13 protein-coding genes and 1 pseudogene are annotated in these 16,396 nt (G+C 64.2%); 11 read left to right on the top strand and 3 right to left on the bottom strand.

Annotation, left to right across the window (positions count from 1 at the left end; genetic code table 11):
• The first annotated feature begins 133 nt into the window (after positions 1-133).
• The 6 genes from H8S23_RS13080 to H8S23_RS13055 all read left to right on the top strand — a co-directional run bounded on the left by H8S23_RS13080 (position 134) and on the right by H8S23_RS13055 (position 6,283).
• Positions 134-856, top strand: coding sequence for a DUF554 domain-containing protein (locus H8S23_RS13080; protein ID WP_243166020.1), 723 nt, complete (start codon positions 134-136; stop codon positions 854-856).
• Between the two features lie 552 nt (positions 857-1,408).
• A complete protein-coding gene (locus tag H8S23_RS13075) occupies positions 1,409-2,632 on the top strand; it encodes an ABC transporter substrate-binding protein (protein WP_186888800.1) in 1,224 nt (407 codons plus the stop codon).
• 173 nt (positions 2,633-2,805) lie between these two features.
• Positions 2,806-3,684, top strand: coding sequence for a branched-chain amino acid ABC transporter permease (locus H8S23_RS13070; RefSeq protein ID WP_479771606.1), 879 nt, complete (start codon positions 2,806-2,808; stop codon positions 3,682-3,684).
• 13 nt (positions 3,685-3,697) lie between these two features.
• Complete coding sequence (locus tag H8S23_RS13065) at positions 3,698-4,747, top strand: branched-chain amino acid ABC transporter permease (RefSeq protein WP_186888798.1); 1,050 nt, start codon at positions 3,698-3,700, stop codon at positions 4,745-4,747.
• Entirely contained in the window at positions 4,740-5,588 is an 849-nt protein-coding gene (locus tag H8S23_RS13060) for an ABC transporter ATP-binding protein (protein WP_186888797.1), read from the top strand. The genes H8S23_RS13065 and H8S23_RS13060 overlap by 8 nt, the downstream gene beginning before the upstream one ends.
• Positions 5,582-6,283 (top strand): ABC transporter ATP-binding protein, encoded by a 702-nt coding sequence (locus H8S23_RS13055; protein WP_186888796.1) that lies wholly within the window; start codon positions 5,582-5,584, stop codon positions 6,281-6,283. Before H8S23_RS13060 ends, H8S23_RS13055 begins: the two co-directional genes overlap by 7 nt.
• A gap of 255 nt (positions 6,284-6,538) precedes the next feature.
• Here H8S23_RS13055 and H8S23_RS13050 read toward each other — a convergent pair whose 3' ends face one another.
• Complete coding sequence (locus H8S23_RS13050; protein ID WP_243166019.1) at positions 6,539-7,255, bottom strand: metallophosphoesterase family protein; 717 nt, start codon at positions 7,253-7,255, stop codon at positions 6,539-6,541.
• Between the two features lie 455 nt (positions 7,256-7,710).
• Between H8S23_RS13050 and H8S23_RS13045 the strand changes: the two genes are divergently transcribed.
• The 5 genes and pseudogenes from H8S23_RS13045 (at position 7,711) to H8S23_RS14255 (ending at position 13,387) form a co-directional block, all read left to right on the top strand.
• Entirely contained in the window at positions 7,711-9,054 is a 1,344-nt protein-coding gene (locus H8S23_RS13045) for a D-alanyl-D-alanine carboxypeptidase family protein (RefSeq protein ID WP_186888795.1), read from the top strand.
• A gap of 133 nt (positions 9,055-9,187) precedes the next feature.
• Positions 9,188-10,636 carry a nicotinate phosphoribosyltransferase gene (locus H8S23_RS13040; RefSeq protein WP_243166018.1) on the top strand — a complete coding sequence of 483 codons (1,449 nt, stop codon included), beginning with the start codon at positions 9,188-9,190 and terminating at the stop codon, positions 10,634-10,636.
• A 90-nt stretch (positions 10,637-10,726) separates the two neighbouring features.
• Positions 10,727-11,908 (top strand): iron-containing alcohol dehydrogenase, encoded by a 1,182-nt coding sequence (locus H8S23_RS13035; RefSeq protein WP_186888794.1) that lies wholly within the window; start codon positions 10,727-10,729, stop codon positions 11,906-11,908.
• 477 nt (positions 11,909-12,385) lie between these two features.
• Positions 12,386-12,871: pseudogene (locus H8S23_RS14260) on the top strand (VTT domain-containing protein); the annotation flags it as partial.
• Between the two features lie 102 nt (positions 12,872-12,973).
• The gene (locus H8S23_RS14255; protein WP_243166031.1) at positions 12,974-13,387 is read left to right on the top strand and encodes a YkvA family protein; all 414 of its coding nucleotides are present in this window, start codon (positions 12,974-12,976) and stop codon (positions 13,385-13,387) included.
• A gap of 198 nt (positions 13,388-13,585) precedes the next feature.
• Here the strand turns inward: H8S23_RS14255 and trpS are convergent, their stop codons facing one another.
• Complete coding sequence (gene trpS / locus H8S23_RS13025; protein ID WP_186888792.1) at positions 13,586-14,575, bottom strand: tryptophan--tRNA ligase; 990 nt, start codon at positions 14,573-14,575, stop codon at positions 13,586-13,588.
• Between the two features lie 551 nt (positions 14,576-15,126).
• Complete coding sequence (locus H8S23_RS13020) at positions 15,127-16,248, bottom strand: aminotransferase (protein ID WP_186888791.1); 1,122 nt, start codon at positions 16,246-16,248, stop codon at positions 15,127-15,129.
• Positions 16,249-16,396: the final 148 nt, after the last annotated feature.

Raw genomic sequence — 16,396 nt, 5'->3', positions numbered from 1 at the left:
CGGCTTTGCCGTGCGCCGCGTTTTTCTTCTTCTATCCGCCCGCGGTCCTCAAAGCCGCTGTCCGCCGCGCCAAACAGCGCTCTTCGCTCTTTTTTCTCAGTTCCTATTTTAATCAAAGCAAGGGGAAATGATCATGTTGCTCGGTACCATCGTCAACGCCGCCGCCGTGGTGGCGGGCGGCCTGCTGGGTCTGCTTTTCAAAAAGGGGATGAAGCCCGCTCTGGAAGAATCCATCCACAAGGCGCTGGGGGTGGCAGTGCTGGTGCTGGGGTTCAACGGCATCGTCTCCTCCATGTTCACCGTCTCGGCGGAGGGGCGGCTCTCCTCCTCGGGCGAGCTGCTGCTCATCGTCAGCCTGGTGGTGGGGATGCTGGCGGGAGAGCTGCTGCGCATCGACGACCGCCTGAACAGCTTCGGCCGTCGGATCGAGCAGAAGGTGGGCGCCGCCGGCTTCGCCGCGTCTTTCGTCAACGGCACCCTGATCTTCTGCGTGGGGGCGATGACCATTGTGGGCGCGCTCAACGACGGGCTTTACCACGACCCCAGCATCCTCTATGTCAAAAGCATGCTGGACGCCATCGGTGCCGTGGTCTTTGGGGCCACGCTGGGGGTGGGGGTCTGCTTCTGTGCCATCCCCATCTTGCTCTACGAGGGCGGTCTCACGCTGCTGGCGGGCCTGCTGGAGCCCTATCTGCAGGGCGCGCTGCTGGACCAGATCTGCATGGTGGGCTATGCGATGGTCGCCTGCATCGGCATCAATTTCATCAGCCGGGAGGCGAAGATCAAAACCGCCAATCTGCTGCCCGCCCTGCTGGTGCCGGCAGTGTGGAGTTTTTTGAGCCGGCTTTTTACCTGAAGTTTTTCAGTTTTTTATTTAAACCACAAAAAACTGCAAAAAGGACCGGCGGCCCCCATGCGGTGGGGCCGCCGGTCCTTTTTGCGCCCTCCGGGGCTTGCGCGGCGCCCCGACCGCGGGCTGGCGGTCCCCAAACCAGCCGCATCCGCAAAGGCCGGGGGATCTGCCGGCAGTGCCGTCCTTATACCGCGGCCAAAGCGGCGCAGCGCGGCGGTGCTCCCGCCTTTTGCGCCGTGCCCCCGCCGCTTCGGCCTCACCGGCCCCTCTCTCTTTGGGGCACGCCCCGCCGCGGCGCGTGTTCTCTTTTTCTTCTGATTTGTTACAAAAGTGTGTCAGAATAACGTGTATTTTTTTAAAATTTGCTTTCGTTTTGATCAAAAACGCCAAACCAAAGCCGCCGTTTTCAGCAAAATGTTGTAGGATCCCCGTATTGCGCCCCTTTGTGACCTGGGCTATAATGGGCAGCAATCACTTCCGCAGCGGGCCGTCGGGACCAGAGGAGAAGAGGAGGGCGGCCAGGCGGAGGGAGAAACAAAACAGGAGGTATGAGGTATGAAAAAGTTTGTCTGCACTGCACTGGCGGTATGCATGGCCCTTTCGCTGGCAGCCTGCGGCGGTTCCGGCTCGGGCAGTTCGGCCGCCGGCGGCAGCAGCGCCGCGACCGGTTCGTCCGCGGCGGCATCTACGGGGGAAGGCGGTTCCATTAAAGTCGGTCTGCTGGCCAACACCTCCGACGCGAACGCCAACTACGGCAATGCCGTCAAAAACGGCGCCATGCTCTATATCAACGAGGTCAACGCCGCGGGCGGCGTGAACGGCAAACAGATCGAAGTCGTCGCCTACGACGACAAGGGCGAGGCCACCGAGGCGGTCACCGCTTTCAACCGCCTGCTGGACGACGGCGTCACGGCTGTGATCGGCTCGGTGCTGACCGGCACCACCATCGCCGTGGCCGACGAGAGCTACGCGGTCGGTATGCCGCAGATCACCGCTTCCGCCACCGCGCCCGGCGTCACCCTGCTGGACCCGGAGGACGAGAGCTCCGGCATCCGCGAGAACGTCTTCCGCGCCTGCTTCATCGACCCGTTCCAGGGCGAGAAGATGGCCGAATACGCCTTTGAAAAGATGGGCGTCAAGACCGCGGCGGTCATTTTTGAGACCGGCAACGACTACTCGGAGGGTCTGAAAAACGCCTTTGTGGAAAAGTGCCAGGAGCTGGGCGTCACGGTCACCAACGAGGAGGCCTACTCCACCGGCGACGTGGACTTCAAGGCCCAGATGACCAACATCGCCAAATCCGCTCCCGACGTGGTCTTTTCACCGAACTACTATGAGGACGACGGCAAGATCGTCACCCAGGCGCGTCAGGCCGGGTACGAGGGGACCTTCCTGGGCGGCGACGGCTGGAGCGGCGTCGGCCCCTACGCCTCCGCCGAGGATCTGGAGGGCACGGTCTACTGTTCCGCCTATGCCGGCGACGAAACGTTTGAGTCGGCGTATGAGGCCGCCTACGGCGAAAAGGTCCCCAACATGTTCGCCCCGCTGGGCTACGACGCGGCCAAGCTGATGCTCGCCGCGCTGGGTGCGGCGGAGGACCAGGGCCTGGAGGCCGGCAGCGACGAGTACAAAGCCGCCGTCATCGACGCGCTGAAAGCCACCGACGGCGTTGAGGGCGTCACCGGCAGCTACAAGTTCGACGAGTTCAACAACCCCATCAAGTCCGCCGCCATGATGCAGCTGCAAAACGGCGAAGAGGTCTTTACCGAGATGTTCTGAGGCGGACCTCGTCAGCGGAATCACGACCTTGCAAGAACTATGCGGGGAGGGAGGCCTCTCTCACCGCATAGTTTCTTGTTATCTCCGGCAGCGGGCCGCCCGCACGGCCCGTTTTACCCATCAGCGCCGCCCGGGTGCGCGGCGCAGAAAGAGAGGCGCAGAATATGGCGTTCCTGTCCACATTGTTCAGCCAGGCCATCAATGGCCTGCAGTCCGGCTCGATCTACGCACTGGTCGCATTGGGGTACAGCATGGTCTACGGCATCATCATGCTGCTCAACTTTGCTCACGGCGATATCATTATGGTGGGCGCTTACGTCGTATGGATGGCGACCGCCAACTTCGGCCTTCACCCCGTCGTCTCCATCCTGCTGGCCGTCGCGGTCAGCACCCTGCTGGGCGTGACGATCGAAAAGGTCGCCTATGCCCCGCTGCGCTCTTCGCCGCGGCTGTCGCTGCTGATCACCGCCATCGGCATCTCGTTTTTGCTGGAAAACGGCTTTCAGCTGATCTTCGGCGCGGGGGCAAAGGTGGTGCCCGAGTTTTTGTCCGGCCCCTCGCTCCGGCTGGGCGGCGCCACGGTCAGCTTTTCGGCCATGGTCACCCTGGCGGTGACGGTGGCCATCATGATCGGCCTGACCCTGCTGGTGCAAAAGACCCGCCTGGGCAAGGCGATGCGGGCGGTGAGCGAGGACATGGGCGCGGCCCAGCTGATGGGCATCAACCTGAACACCACCATCTCTTTCACCTTTGCGCTGGGCTCGGCCCTGGCGGCCGTGGCCTCGGTGCTGTACCTGTCCTCATATGCGCAGGCCTCGCCCACCATGGGCAGCATGCTGGGGCTGAAAGCCTTTGTGGCGGCGGTGCTGGGGGGCATCGGCTCGCTGCCGGGCGCAATGCTGGGCGGCCTTGTCATCGGCCTGGCAGAGGCCCTGGTCTCGGCCGTGGGCCTCTCGGTGTGGAAAGATGGCGTCGTCTTTGCCATCCTGATCGTGGTATTGCTGGTGCGCCCCAGCGGCCTGCTGGGCAAGCCCATAAAAGAAAAAGTATAAGGAGGCGCGCGGAATGCAGACAAAATTGAACCGCAGGACCATCTCCATGCCCGCCCGCTACCTGATCAACGCCGCCCTGATCGCTTTGTTCCTGTTCGGCGGCAGCGCTTTTGTGGGCAGCGGCGCGGTGTCCGGCTATTTTATCAAGGTGCTGATGCTGATCGGCATCAACGTCATTCTGGCAGTGTCCCTGAACGTGGCCACCGGTTATCTGGGGCAGCTGCCGCTGGGGCACGCCGGCTTTATGGCCGTGGGCGCCTACACCGGAGGCATCTTTCTCAAGGCCGTGAGGGCGGACCAGGCCTCCGGCGTCCAGTACGCGCTCTGCGTGGGGGCGGCGCTGCTGCTGTCCGGGATCGTCGCCGGCATCTTCGGGGTGCTCATCGGCATCCCCGCCCTGCGGCTGCGGGGCGACTATCTGGCCATCATCACGCTGGGCTTCGGCGAGATCATCCGGGTGGTGCTGACCAACATCGACGAGGTGCTGGGCTTCAAGTTCACCTACGGCGCTTCGGGCCTCAAGCGCATCCCCAAGATCACCAGCTTTTTCAATGTGGCGCTGATGGCGGTGCTCACCTGTCTGGTCATCCATATGATCATGAAGTCCCGCCACGGCCGGGCGGTCCTCTCCATCCGCGAAAACGAGATCGCGGCCGAGAGCTGCGGCATCCGCACCACCTATTATAAGGTGATGGCTTTCACCCTGTCGGCCTTTTTCGCGGGGGTGGCCGGCTGCCTGTACGCGGGCTATCTGGGCAGCCTGCAGCCCACCACGTTCGGGTTCATGAAGTCCATCGAGATCCTGGTCATGGTGGTGCTGGGCGGCATGGGCTCGATGCTGGGCTCGGTCCTTTCGGCCACCGTGCTCACCGCCCTGCCCGAGGCGCTGCGCGCCTTTTCCGACTACCGCATGGTGGTCTATTCGCTGGTGCTGGTGCTGGTGATGATCTTCAAGCCCACCGGCCTGCTGGGGCAGTATGACTTTTCGCTGTCCCGCATCCTGGAAAAGCTGATGAACCCCAAAGAAAAACGGCGGAAAAAGGAGGGCGGCGCAGATGAGTAAAGAGAGCACGAAGCTTGTTGAGGTGCCCGGCGGCGTCATCCCCGAGCGGGACGCCGGCGCGCCGCCGGTTTTGGAGGTGCGGCATCTGGGCATTGATTTCGGCGGCCTGACCGCCGTGGACGATTTCAACTTCATCATCGGCCGCACCGAGATCGGCGGCCTGATCGGCCCCAACGGGGCGGGCAAGACCACCATCTTCAACCTGCTGACCAACGTTTACCAGCCCACCCGCGGGCACATTTTGGTCAACGGGGTGGACACCCGGGGCAAAAAGACCTATGAGGTCAACCGGATGGGGATCGCCCGCACCTTTCAGAATATCCGGCTGTTCAAGGCCCTGCCGGTGCTGGACAACGTGCTCATCGGCATGCACAACGCCATGACCTACCGCCTGGGCGCGTCGGTGCTGCGGCTGCCCTCTTTCTGGAAGCAGGAGCGCGCCGCCCGCAGCAGGGCGCTGGAGCTGCTGTCCATCTTCGGCATGCAGGACCTGGCCGACGTGCCGGCGGGCGGCCTGCCCTACGGTGCCCAGCGGCGGCTGGAGATCGTGCGGGCGCTGGCCTCCGGCCCCAAGGTGCTGCTGCTGGATGAGCCCGCGGCCGGCATGAACCCCTCCGAGACCGCGGAACTGATGGAGAATATCCGCAAGATCAGGGACACTTTCCAGATCGCGGTCATCCTGATCGAGCACGACATGAACCTGGTCATGGGCATCTGCGAGGGAATCGCGGTGCTGAACTACGGCCAGATCATCGCCAAGGGCACGCCGCAGGAGATCCGCACCGACCCCGTGGTCATCGAGGCGTATCTGGGCAAGAAAGGGGGCGCCGCCGGATGCTGAACGTGGAAAACATCAATGTGTATTATGGCAGCATCCACGCCGTGAAGGACATCACCTTCAACGTGGAAAAGGGGGAGATCGTCACCCTGATCGGCGCCAACGGCGCGGGCAAAAGCACGATCTTGAACACCATCTCGGGCCTGCTGCGCTCCAAAACCGGGTCGGTCACCTTTGAGGGCCGCCCCATCGGCAGCCTGCCCCCGCACAAGGTCCTGGCGCTGGGCCTGGCCCAGGTGCCGGAGGGTCGCAGGGTGTTTTTGAAGATGACGGTGGAGGAGAACCTGGAAATGGGCGGTTACACCCGCCCGGCGGGGGAGATCGCCGACTCGCTGGAGGACGTCTACCGCCGCTTTCCCCGCCTAGCGGAGCGGCGGCGGCAGGTGGCGGGCACCCTGTCCGGCGGCGAACAGCAGATGCTGGCCATGGGGCGGGCGCTGATGGCAAAGCCCGCGCTGATGATGCTGGACGAACCCAGCATGGGGCTGGCCCCGCTGCTGGTGGAGCAGATCTTCGACATCATCCGGGAGCTGCACCGGGCGGGCACCACCATTCTGCTGGTGGAGCAGAACGCCCAGATGGCGCTGTCGGCCGCGGACCGGGCCTATGTGCTGGAGACCGGCCGCATCGTCATGCAGGGCGAAGCGCGCGCCCTGCTGGAGGACGACCAGGTGCGCAGGGCCTATCTGGGCGAGTGAAATACAGGGGGGAGAGAAGAACGGCGCGCCGTTCTTCTCTCCCCTTTTTGTCATGATATCAAGGCCCCAAAAAGCACAGGGCCAGCGCGGTCAGGCAGCCTGCCCGTCTGCGGACGCCGGAGCCGGGGCCGCAGGCGAAGCGTTTTCCTCCCGCCTTGGCCCGGCCGAAAGGGCCGCTGCCGGGCCAGCGCGGGCGCAGGAGCGGCAGCCTGCCCGGAAGAGCCCGCCCGCCGGGAGCGGGCGGCCCGGCGCGGGCTATGGCTGCCGGCCGTCCCTGCGGAAGAGCTTCTTTTGGGGCTCGGCCCAAAGCGGCAGCACCTTGCGGTAGACCGCCACCGCCCTGGAGCTGACGGCCCGGTCCAGATGATAGCGGCCGAAATACCAGCACCGATATTCCATCTGGTCCGCCACCTCGTCAAGGAAGGTCTCGAGACGGTTGGTCTCGGCCGCCTCGCCCAGCAAAAAGCGCCGCAGGCGGTAGGGCGGGGTGTGGGTGAGGATATAGTCCACCCTGCCGCCGTTCTCCCCGAGCTTTTCCCGGCAGTTGTCCAGCTCGTCGGCGGCGGGAAGCTCGCTGCGCCACCAGGTCTCGCCCTCCTCCCGGTCCAGCCGGTCCTCGCTCTCCCCGCCGCCAAAGCAGAGCAGCTTTTTGTTTTCGATCGTGTACACCTCGCCCCGCAGCAGGTGGTACAGCCTGCCGCTGATATGGCGGGCGCGCCCGCCCGCGTAGGGCTCTGCGGGGTAATCCCGCAGCAGATCGTAATTTTCATGCGCGCCGTCGAGGAAAAGCAGGGTATAAGGCCTTTTGCCCAGCCATTTGAGCAGCTTTTGCTCCTCTTTGTCTCCCCGCCACAGAAAACCGAAATCGCCCAGCACGATCAGGGTATCCTGCCGCTTGAGCCGTTTGACCGCCGCCTCTTTCAGCCGGTCCGCGTCCCCGTGCAGGTCCGCCGTCACATAGATCAATCCCATTTCCCTCCTTTTTTCATCTCCGCCGCATCCAGACAGCCGGTCCCCCCTCTGCGCTGCCGGCAGATACTTTTTATTTCCACAAAATAATGCTATACTATTATATTATGATCCCCCTGTGGGGGGAAGCATGTCCGCGCCGGGGCATCGGACGCGGCCCTGTTCCGCGCCCCGGCAAACCGCCCCTGTGCGGCCGTCACGGCCGTATGTGCCGCAGACGTTGACGACCGTCCCGGCGTCCGGGCCTCTGCGTCCGATCCTGGCCCGGCCTGCGCCGTGCGATCGTTATAACCATCCCGCCGCAGGCGGCCACCACAAAACCGCGGCCCCTCTGCGGTTTTGACGGTTTCAATGATCGCTCAGGCGTCCGGGCCTCTGCCCGGTCTACGCCGTGCGATCATTATAACACAAACCGCCCGTCCCTTTCCATCACTCCATCTCCTGCGAGGTATCCGTTCATGAAAAAATTTTGCTGCAGCCTTTTGGCTGTGCTGCTCTTCTCGGTCACCCTGCTGGCGGCCCCTGCCGGGGCTGTCACCTTTGCCCCGCCCTTTGAGCCCAACGCCGACGCCGTGTATCTGGTAAATCTGGACACCGGCATCGTGGTATACGAGAAAAACGCCGACAAAAAGCGCCCCCCCGCCAGCCTCACCAAGCTGATGACCACCCTGCTGCTGCTGGAAAACGTCCCTGACCTGGACGGCACCCGCATCACCGCGCCGGGCTACATTTTCGACGAGCTGTTCGGGGTGCCCAGTTCCACCGCCGACATCCGCCCCTATGAGGAGGTGTCCGCCAGGGACCTGCTCTACGCCATGATGCTGCCCAGCGCCAACGAGGCCGCCAGCACGGTGGCCGACTATCTGGGCGGCGGCAACCTGTCCAACTTTTTTTATCTGATGAACAACCGTGCCCGGGAGCTGGGCTGCACCAACACCAATTTCACCTGCGCCCACGGCCTGTACGGCATGGACCAGAACCACTACTCTTCGGCGCGGGACATGTACCTGATCGCCAAGGCCTGCTACGACAAGGGCGCGCTGTTCATGGACGTGGCCACCACCCTGACCTATGCCATGCCGGCAAGCAACAAACACAACGGCTCCTATAAGATCTTTAACACCAACTTCATGATGCGCCAGGGCACCGAGGTCTACCGCAGCTATATCCAGGGCATCAAGACCGGCTCCACCCCCGAGGCGGGCTACAACCTGATCACCACCGCCAAAAAGGACGGCCAGACCTATATGCTGGTGGTGATGGGCACCCCCTATGAAAGGGACCAATATGGTTACGGGCTGGCCTTTTCGGTGACGGCCCAGATCTACGACTGGGTCTTTGACAGCCTGTCGGTGCGCCCGGCCCTGGACACCATGCAGGACATCACCGAGATCAAGGTAAAATACTGCTCTGAGCAGGACACCCTCAAGCTGCGCCCTGCCAGCGACCTGATGACCCTGCTGCCCATTGAGAGCGACGAGACCACCATCAACAAAGAGTTCCATCTGCCCGAGACGGTGACCGCCCCCATCGAGGCGGGGGACGTGGTGGGCAGCGTCACTCTGTCTTTGGCCGGGGAGGAGATCGGCACCGTGGATCTGATCGCCAGCCAGAGCCTGGAGCGCAACACCGCCCTGTATGTGATCGCCAAAATCGGCGAGTTCTTCTCCTCCCTGTATTTCAAGGTCCTGCTGGTGCTGATCCTGATCACCGTGGCCGTCTATGTGGGCTATATCCTCTGGGTGACCCACAAGAACAAAAAAATGGGAAAAGTGGACCGCCGCCGGTCGAGAAAGCTCTGATCCCGCGCACGCCGCGTATGTTCTGCCGCGGCCTTTCCATGACGCTTCCATCGCCGGCACAGGTCCGCCGATGCAAACGGATTTTTATTTTCTGACAGCCTGCCCGGCGACCGGGAGAAAGGGAGTTTTAAAGATGGACGTCAAACACCCGCGCAACCTCACGATGCTCACTGATTTTTACGAGATCACCATGGCCGCCGGCTATTTTGAGGAGGGCTATGAGGACAAGACCTGCGTCTTCGACATGTTTTTCCGCCGGGTGCCGGACGGCGGGGGCTTTGCCATCTGCGCCGGGCTGGCCCAGCTGATCGAGTCGCTGGACAACCTCAGCTTTACCGAAGAGGATATCAGCTATCTGCGCAGCTGCGGCTGCTTCGGCGAGCCGTTCCTGGACTATCTGCGCAGCTTTCGCTTTGCCTGCAGCGTCTGGGCCATCCCGGAGGGCACGCCCATTTTTCCCGGCGAACCCATCGTCACTGTGGAGGGCCCCGCCATCCAGGCCCAGCTGCTGGAGACCATGCTGCTGGTCAACATGAACCACCAAAGCCTGATCGCCACCAAGGCCAACCGCATCGTGCGGGCCGCGGCAGGGCGGCCGGTGGCAGAGTTCGGCGCGCGGCGGGCCCAGAGCTATGACGCGGCCGTTCTGGGCGCGCGGGCGGCCTACATCGGCGGCGTGGCCAGCACCAGCTGCGTGATGGCGGCGCGGGACTTCGGCATCCCCGCCTCGGGCACCATGGCCCACTCCTGGGTGCAGATGTTCCCCTCGGAATACGAGGCTTTCAAAAAATATGCCCAGCTTTATCCCCACGGGTGCACGCTGCTGGTCGACACCTACAATGTCATCAAAAGCGGCGTGCCCAACGCCATCCGGGTCTTTGACGAAGTGCTGGGGCCCCTGGGCATCCGGCCCGCGGGCGTGCGCATCGACTCGGGAGATATCGCCTATCTGTCCAAGCGCACCCGCCGCCTGCTGGACGAGGCCGGCTACCCGGACGCGGGCATCGTGGCCAGCAATTCCCTGGACGAGTACATCGTGCGGGACCTGATCCTGCAGGACGCAAAGGTGAGCAGCTTCGGCATCGGCGAAAACCTCATCACCAGCAAAAGCGACCCGGTCTTCGGCGGCGTGTACAAGCTGGCGGCGGTCAAAGAGGGGGGCGTTTACATGCCCAAGATCAAGGTGAGCGAATCCGTCGAAAAGCTCACCACGCCCCACCGCAAAGCGGTCTGGCGCATCTACGACAACGAGACGGGCAACGCCATGGCCGACTACATCACCATCTTCGACGAGCCGGTGGACACCGCGGACGGCATCACCATCTTCGACCCGCTGGAGACCTGGAAGGTAAAGACCATCACCAACTGCACGGCAAAAAACATCCTCATCCCCATCTATGAGCAGGGCAAAAAGGTCTACACCTCCCCTTCCTTGGAGGAGATCCGCACCTTCTGCGCGGGCCAGGTGGCCACCCTCTGGGACGAGGTCAAGCGGTTCGAATATCCGCACCGCTACTATGTGGACCTCTCCCAGCGCCTTTGGGACGAGCGCCAGAGGCTGCTCAAGACCCTGTCTTTTTGACCCCGCGAACACCGCGGAACGGCTGGGCGGTCCGGGCCTCTCCCGGCGGCCCCGGCGCCGCTCCATCACCGACCACAGGAGGGAAACTGTATGCGTGACTTTACTTACTATGTGCCCACCGAGATCCTTTTCGGCCGGGGGGCGGAGGCGGATACCGCAAAGGAGATCCGCAAATTCGGCGGCAGCCGGGTGCTGGTGGTCACCGGCGGCGGCAGCGTGGAGCGCAGCGGCCTGCTGGCCCGCATAGAGCAGGGGCTGAAAGAGGCGGGCCTTGCCTATGAGGTCTTTCGCGGCGCAAAGCCCAACCCCCGTCTTTCCCACGCCAGGGAGGGCGTGCGGCGCGCGCTGGAGATGAGGGCGGATCTCATCCTGGCGGTGGGCGGCGGCAGCGCCATCGACACCGCCAAGGGCATTGCCCACGGCGCGGCCAACCCCGACACCGACATCTGGGATTTCTGGTGCGGAAACGCGCCGCTGACGCGCAGCATGCCGGTGGGGGTGGTGCTCACCATCTCGGCGGCGGGCAGCGAGACCAGCAACTCCGCGGTGCTGACCAACGAGGAGAACGGCCAGAAGCGGGGCCTTGGCCACGACCTGAACCGGCCCGCTTTCGCCATTATGGATCCGGAGCTGACCATGACTTTACCTGCATATCAGGTCGCCTGCGGCGTGGTGGATATCATGATGCACACGCTGGATCGCTATTTCAACCCGGTCTGGGACAACGACCTGACCGACGGCATCGCCGAGGCCCTGCTGCGCACTGTGATCCAAAACGGACGGCGCGCGGCGGCCGACAAGACCGATTATCACGCCATGAGCGAGCTGATGTGGTGCGGCAGCGTGTCCCACAACGGGCTGACCGGCCTGGGCGGCAAACAGGATTTTGCCCCGCATCAGCTGGGGCACGAGCTGTCCTCCCGTTTTGACGTGGCCCACGGCGCGTCGCTGTCCACAGTGTGGGGCGCCTGGGCCGAGACCTGCCTGCAGGCCGGTCCCGCCCGCTTTGCCCGTCTGGGACGGGAGGTCTGGGGCCTGCGGGAAGAGGACGACCTGGCCGCGGCGCGGGCCGCCATCCGGGCCACCGTGGACTATTTCCGCGAGCTGGGCATGCCCACCTGCTTTTCCGAGCTGGGCGTCGGGGTACAGGACGAGGCCACGCTCTGCGAGATGGCGGACTGCGTCACCTATCACGGCGCGCGCACCATCGGCAGCTTCCGGGTGATGGGCAGGGAGGAGATCCTGGCCGCCTACCGCCTGGCAAACCGCTGAGGTCTCCTTTTCTTTCCGTGCCGGGGCAGGGGGACCGCCGTCCCCCGGCCGGTCCGGGGCGGCCGGGCTGGAGCGGCTGCCGGTCAGAGACGCCCGGGAAGACGGCGCATTGCGGCAAAAGCCGCAGTGCCCGCCGCTCCGCCCCTGCTTTTGAAGATACCGCATCAAAAAGGCCGCGCACTGTCAAAGGTGCGCGGTCTTTTTGCGGCTCCGCCGGGCGGCGGAGCCGCAGGCTTTCCCCGCGCGGGGAGAGGCCAAGCCCCGCAGCTCCCCTGCCGTGAAGCGCGCCTTGGCCCTGCGCCGCCGTCTCTTCTGTCCGGGCCCCGCGCCGGCTGTCCATTTTCTACTTGCCGGCCGCGCTGCGCGGTGGTACAATGAAGCCCTGACCGGGAGGCGCGCCCCCGGAGAAGGGAGGAAACGGCCGTGAACAGGAGAGACAGGGCCCTGGCGCTGCTGCGGCTGGTTCCGCTGGCGGTGATGCTGGGGCTCATCGCTGCGGCCGCTTTTTTCGTCCGCGGCCTCAGTGTGGAAGATCTGCTCCGCGCTTCCCCTCAAAATCCCTGGCTGGCAGCCGGTTTTCTGCTGCTACTCTACGCCCTGAAAAGCCTGTCCGTGGTGTTCCCCATCCCGGCGCTCTATCTGGCCGGCGGGATGCTGTTCCCTTTGCCTGCAGCTCTGGCCGTGGGCGCTGCGGGCATCGCCGTTTGCCTCAGCCTGCCCTATTGGGTGGGGCGCTGGTCCGCGGGAAGTTTTTCCTCAGCGCTGGCGCGGCGCTATCCAAAGGTGCGCGCGCTGCTGGAACTGCAGCGAAAAAACGACTTTTTCTTCTCCTTTTTCGTGCGGGTGATCGGTTTTTTGCCCTGCGACGTGGTCAGCCTTTATCTCGGCTCTTCGGGGCTGCCCTTTGGCTCTTATCTGGCCGGCGGGCTTTTGGGGATGCTGCCCGGTCTTTTCACCGTCACCCTGATGGGCGCCAGCATCCAGGACCCCTCCTCGCCGCAGTTTTTGATCTCGGCGGCGGTGACGGTGCTGCTGTCCGCCGCCTCGCTGTTCGCCGCATGGCGGCTGCGCCGCCGGCAGCCGGACGCCCATCCCGTCAGGGCTCGCTCTGCCGCCCTCAAAGACCGCGCCAAAAAACTGAAGCGGGATATCCCGGCGCTCTTTTTGGCGCTGAAAGACCCAAAGACCCCCATCCGGGCAAAGATCCTTGCCGGCGTCACGGTGGGCTATGCGCTCTCTCCCATCGACCTTATCCCGGACTTTATCCCTGTGCTGGGCTATCTGGACGATGTGATCCTGCTGCCCGCCCTGATCGCGCTGACCGTCCGGGCCATCCCCAAAGAGATCTGGGACCAGAGCCGCGCCCTTGCCGCGGAGGGCGGCCAGAACGGGAAGCGCACAAAATGGTATTTTGGGGTCCCGGTCGTCCTTATCTGGCTGGCGCTCGCCTGGCTGATCGTCAAAGCGGTCTGGCTTTAGTCTCCGCGCGGGGGCAGGGCGGCCCGTCCCGCCCTGCCCCCGCAAAAAACGCTTGGCCGCAGAAAAAACGCCCCTGGGGCAGACCGAAAAGGCCTGCTTCAGGGGCGTTCTGTATCACTTTCAGGGGACCGACGCGCCGGCAGCGCGCCCTCTGGGGCCCCTCTGCGGGCAAAAAAGCGGGGCCGGGGCCCGCGGGGCTCACAGGCTGATCTGCATGGCGTCCTTGACGCGGCGCATCGTCTCGTTGCCCACCCGGTTGGCCTTGTCGCTGCCCGCCTGGATGATCTGCCTGACCTCGTCCATATGCGCTTCGTAGTAGGCGCGCTTCTCGCGGAACGGGTCCAGCAGCGTGTTCAGCGCCGCGGCCAGCTTTTTTTTACAGGCCACGCAGCCGATGCTGCCCGCGCGGCAGCTGGCGCAGATCTCGTCGTACTCGTCCCGGTCAAAGGTCTGGTGATATCTGCTCACCACACACACATCCGGGTCGCCGGGGTCATGGGCGGTGATGCGGTTTTTGTCGGTCAGCGCGCCGCGCACCTTTTGCTCCACGGTGGCCGCATCATCGGACAAATAGATGGCGTTGCCCAGGCTTTTGCCCATCTTGGCGTTGCCGTCCAGCCCCGCCAGGCGCGGGCAGTCGCTGAGCAGGATCTCGGGCTCGGTCAGCGTCTCCCCGTACAGGTCGTTGAAGCGGCGCACGATCTTGCGGGCCAGCTCCAGATGGGGGCGCTGATCTTCTCCCACCGGCACCAGATTTGCCCCGCAGAACGTGATGTCCGCCGTCTGGCTCACCGGATAACCCAAAAAGCCGATGGTCAGGTCGTCGTAGCCGTAAGCCGCGGCTTCGGTCTTGATGGTGGGGTTGTGGCGCAGCGTGTTGACCGTCACCAGCAGGGAATAGATCTCGGTGAGCTCGGCGATGGAGGTGATCTGGCTCTGCTGCACGATGGTGGCTTTTTCCGGGTCCAGGCCCACCGACAGGTTGTCGATGGCCACGTCGTAGATGCTGCTGCGGATGAGGGCCGGGTTTTCAAAATGCGTGGTCAGGGCCTGGATGTCCGCCAGCAAGATAAAGGTGTCGTACTGGTCCTGCAGCTTGACGCGGTTCTGCAGGCTGCCCACGTAATGGCCGAGATGCAGCTTGCCGGTGGTGCGGTCGCCGGTCAAAATGCGCTTTTTCTGTTCCATGTTTTTTTCTCTCCTTTTGTGTGTTGACGGCTGCCGGGCAAAAAAGCGCCCTCTGTCCCTGCCTGGGACAGAGGGCGCGCTGCGCTTTTGCTCTGGATGCCACCCGTGCGGCTTTTCTGCATACCTTGAAATATGCGCCCCGGGATAACGGCCGGGATGCCGTCGGCGCCTACTGCGGCCGCAGCCGGTTCGGGCCGCCCTCGTGAGCCCATTCAGCCCGCGCCCCCGCGCTGCGCTCTCACCTGCGGCAGCTCTCTTTGGCGGCGGCTGTGCGTGCTTACTCCCCTCACTCAACGGTTTGCCTGGTATCTTGTTCTGGGAACGCCTGTTTCCATTAAAACAGGCGTTTCTTCCCTTGACCCCGCCCGGCCGGCGTTTGCGGCCCGGACGGGCCCGGCCCGCGCGTTTTCAGCGGGCCGCCCGCAGACACAGCGGGGCCAGGACAGGTCTTAGGGCAATTATAGCCCCGCCGCGCCCCGGTGTCAAGCGCGCGCCTTTTTCAAAAGATCGGCGCGCCGGGCCGCCCCGCCTTTGTCCTTTTGCGGCGCGGCTCAAAGCCCCCCGGCATAAGCGGCCAGCTTTTCCAGCCCCTGCTCCAGCACCGTGGTGCCGCAGGCATAGCCCATGCGGAAGCAATGTTCCATCTCAAAACAGGCGCCCGGGGTGACAAAGGCCCCCGTCTGCCGGAACAGCCCCTTGCAGAACTCCACCGAGGGCAGGTCAAAATCGTACTCCACCAGCGCGGTGGTGCCCGCCTGGGGCCGCACAAAGGAAAAGTGCGGGTTCTGCCCGATCCAGCGGGTGAGCAGGTCCAGGTTGCGGCGCACCAGCGCGATGTTGCGCGCCAGCACCTTGTCCCGGTGGGCCAGGGCCAGGGCCGCGATCTGCTCGTCCAGCATGCCGCAGCTGATCATGTTGTAGTCCCGGTGGGACAGGCAGGCCCGCAGGGCCGCTTCGTCGCGGGTGGCGAGCCAGCCCAGCCGCACCCCGGCCATCGAGAACACCTTGGACATGCTGCTGACGCTGATGCCCTTTTCATACAGGTCGGCCACCGACTCGGTATAGGGCTCCTGCTGGTTGAGGCCCCGGTAGACCTCGTCGCAGAGCAGATAAGCGCCGGCCCCGCGGGCGATCTCGACCACCTCTTCCAAAAGTGCTTTGGGCATCAGCGCCCCGGTGGGGTTGTTGGGGTTGTTGATGCAGATCACCTTGGCGCCGTCCGCCGCCAGGCGGCGCAGCTCGTCGGGGTCGGGCAGATAGCCGTTTTCACGGCGCAGCCGCAGCAGCCGGACCTCTGCGCCGAAAGACGCCGGGATCGAGTAAAGCTGCTGGTAGGTGGGCAGCACCGAGATCACCCTGTCGCCCGGCTCCACCAGCGAGTAGAGCAGCAGGTGATTTGCCCCCGCCGCGCCGTGGGTGGAGATCACCTGCTGCGGGCCGATGGTGCGGTAGAGCCCGCAGATGCCCTGCAGGTAGGCCGGCGCGCCCACGATATCGCCGTAGGTCAGCCGGCGGCCCGCCAGCGCGTCCAAAAACGCGCCCCGCTCCTCGCCGCACAGCTCCAGCAGTTCGTCCAGGGATATCGACTCCACACAGGTCTCGGCGATGTTGTAGACCGCCTGGGTCTCGTAGGCGTTCATCCACTCTTCCACTTTAAAAGGTTCTATCTTCATGCTCACTGCTCCTTTGTCCTTTGATCCTCCGGCCGTCCGCCCGAACGCTGCGGACGCGTCCCCGCGGCAGGGGGGGCGCTGCACATACAGGACAATTTTACCACACTTGCCCCCGCAGGGGGAGTGCACCGGGCAAATTTTGTCCGGC

It is taken from the genome of Anaerofilum hominis (assembly GCF_014287275.1).
GTDB classification, from domain to species: domain Bacteria; phylum Bacillota; class Clostridia; order Oscillospirales; family Ruminococcaceae; genus Pygmaiobacter; species Pygmaiobacter hominis.
Note: the sequence above shows the minus strand (reverse complement) of the source record. Positions and strands in the feature narration are given on the sequence as shown.

What these genes read in the sequence shown, in the direction of transcription:
- H8S23_RS13050 (WP_243166019.1), bottom strand. Translation starts at nt 7,255, where the DNA reads ATGGGATTGATCTATGTGACGGCGGACCTGCACGGGGACGCGGACCGG.
- H8S23_RS13045 (WP_186888795.1), top strand. Translation starts at nt 7,711, where the DNA reads ATGAAAAAATTTTGCTGCAGCCTTTTGGCTGTGCTGCTCTTCTCGGTC.
- H8S23_RS13080 (WP_243166020.1), top strand. Translation starts at nt 134, where the DNA reads ATGTTGCTCGGTACCATCGTCAACGCCGCCGCCGTGGTGGCGGGCGGC.
- H8S23_RS13040 (WP_243166018.1), top strand. Translation starts at nt 9,188, where the DNA reads ATGGACGTCAAACACCCGCGCAACCTCACGATGCTCACTGATTTTTAC.
- trpS (WP_186888792.1), bottom strand. Translation starts at nt 14,575, where the DNA reads ATGGAACAGAAAAAGCGCATTTTGACCGGCGACCGCACCACCGGCAAG.
- H8S23_RS13055 (WP_186888796.1), top strand. Translation starts at nt 5,582, where the DNA reads ATGCTGAACGTGGAAAACATCAATGTGTATTATGGCAGCATCCACGCC.
- H8S23_RS13035 (WP_186888794.1), top strand. Translation starts at nt 10,727, where the DNA reads ATGCGTGACTTTACTTACTATGTGCCCACCGAGATCCTTTTCGGCCGG.
- H8S23_RS13065 (WP_186888798.1), top strand. Translation starts at nt 3,698, where the DNA reads ATGCAGACAAAATTGAACCGCAGGACCATCTCCATGCCCGCCCGCTAC.
- H8S23_RS13020 (WP_186888791.1), bottom strand. Translation starts at nt 16,248, where the DNA reads ATGAAGATAGAACCTTTTAAAGTGGAAGAGTGGATGAACGCCTACGAG.
- H8S23_RS13075 (WP_186888800.1), top strand. Translation starts at nt 1,409, where the DNA reads ATGAAAAAGTTTGTCTGCACTGCACTGGCGGTATGCATGGCCCTTTCG.
- H8S23_RS13060 (WP_186888797.1), top strand. Translation starts at nt 4,740, where the DNA reads ATGAGTAAAGAGAGCACGAAGCTTGTTGAGGTGCCCGGCGGCGTCATC.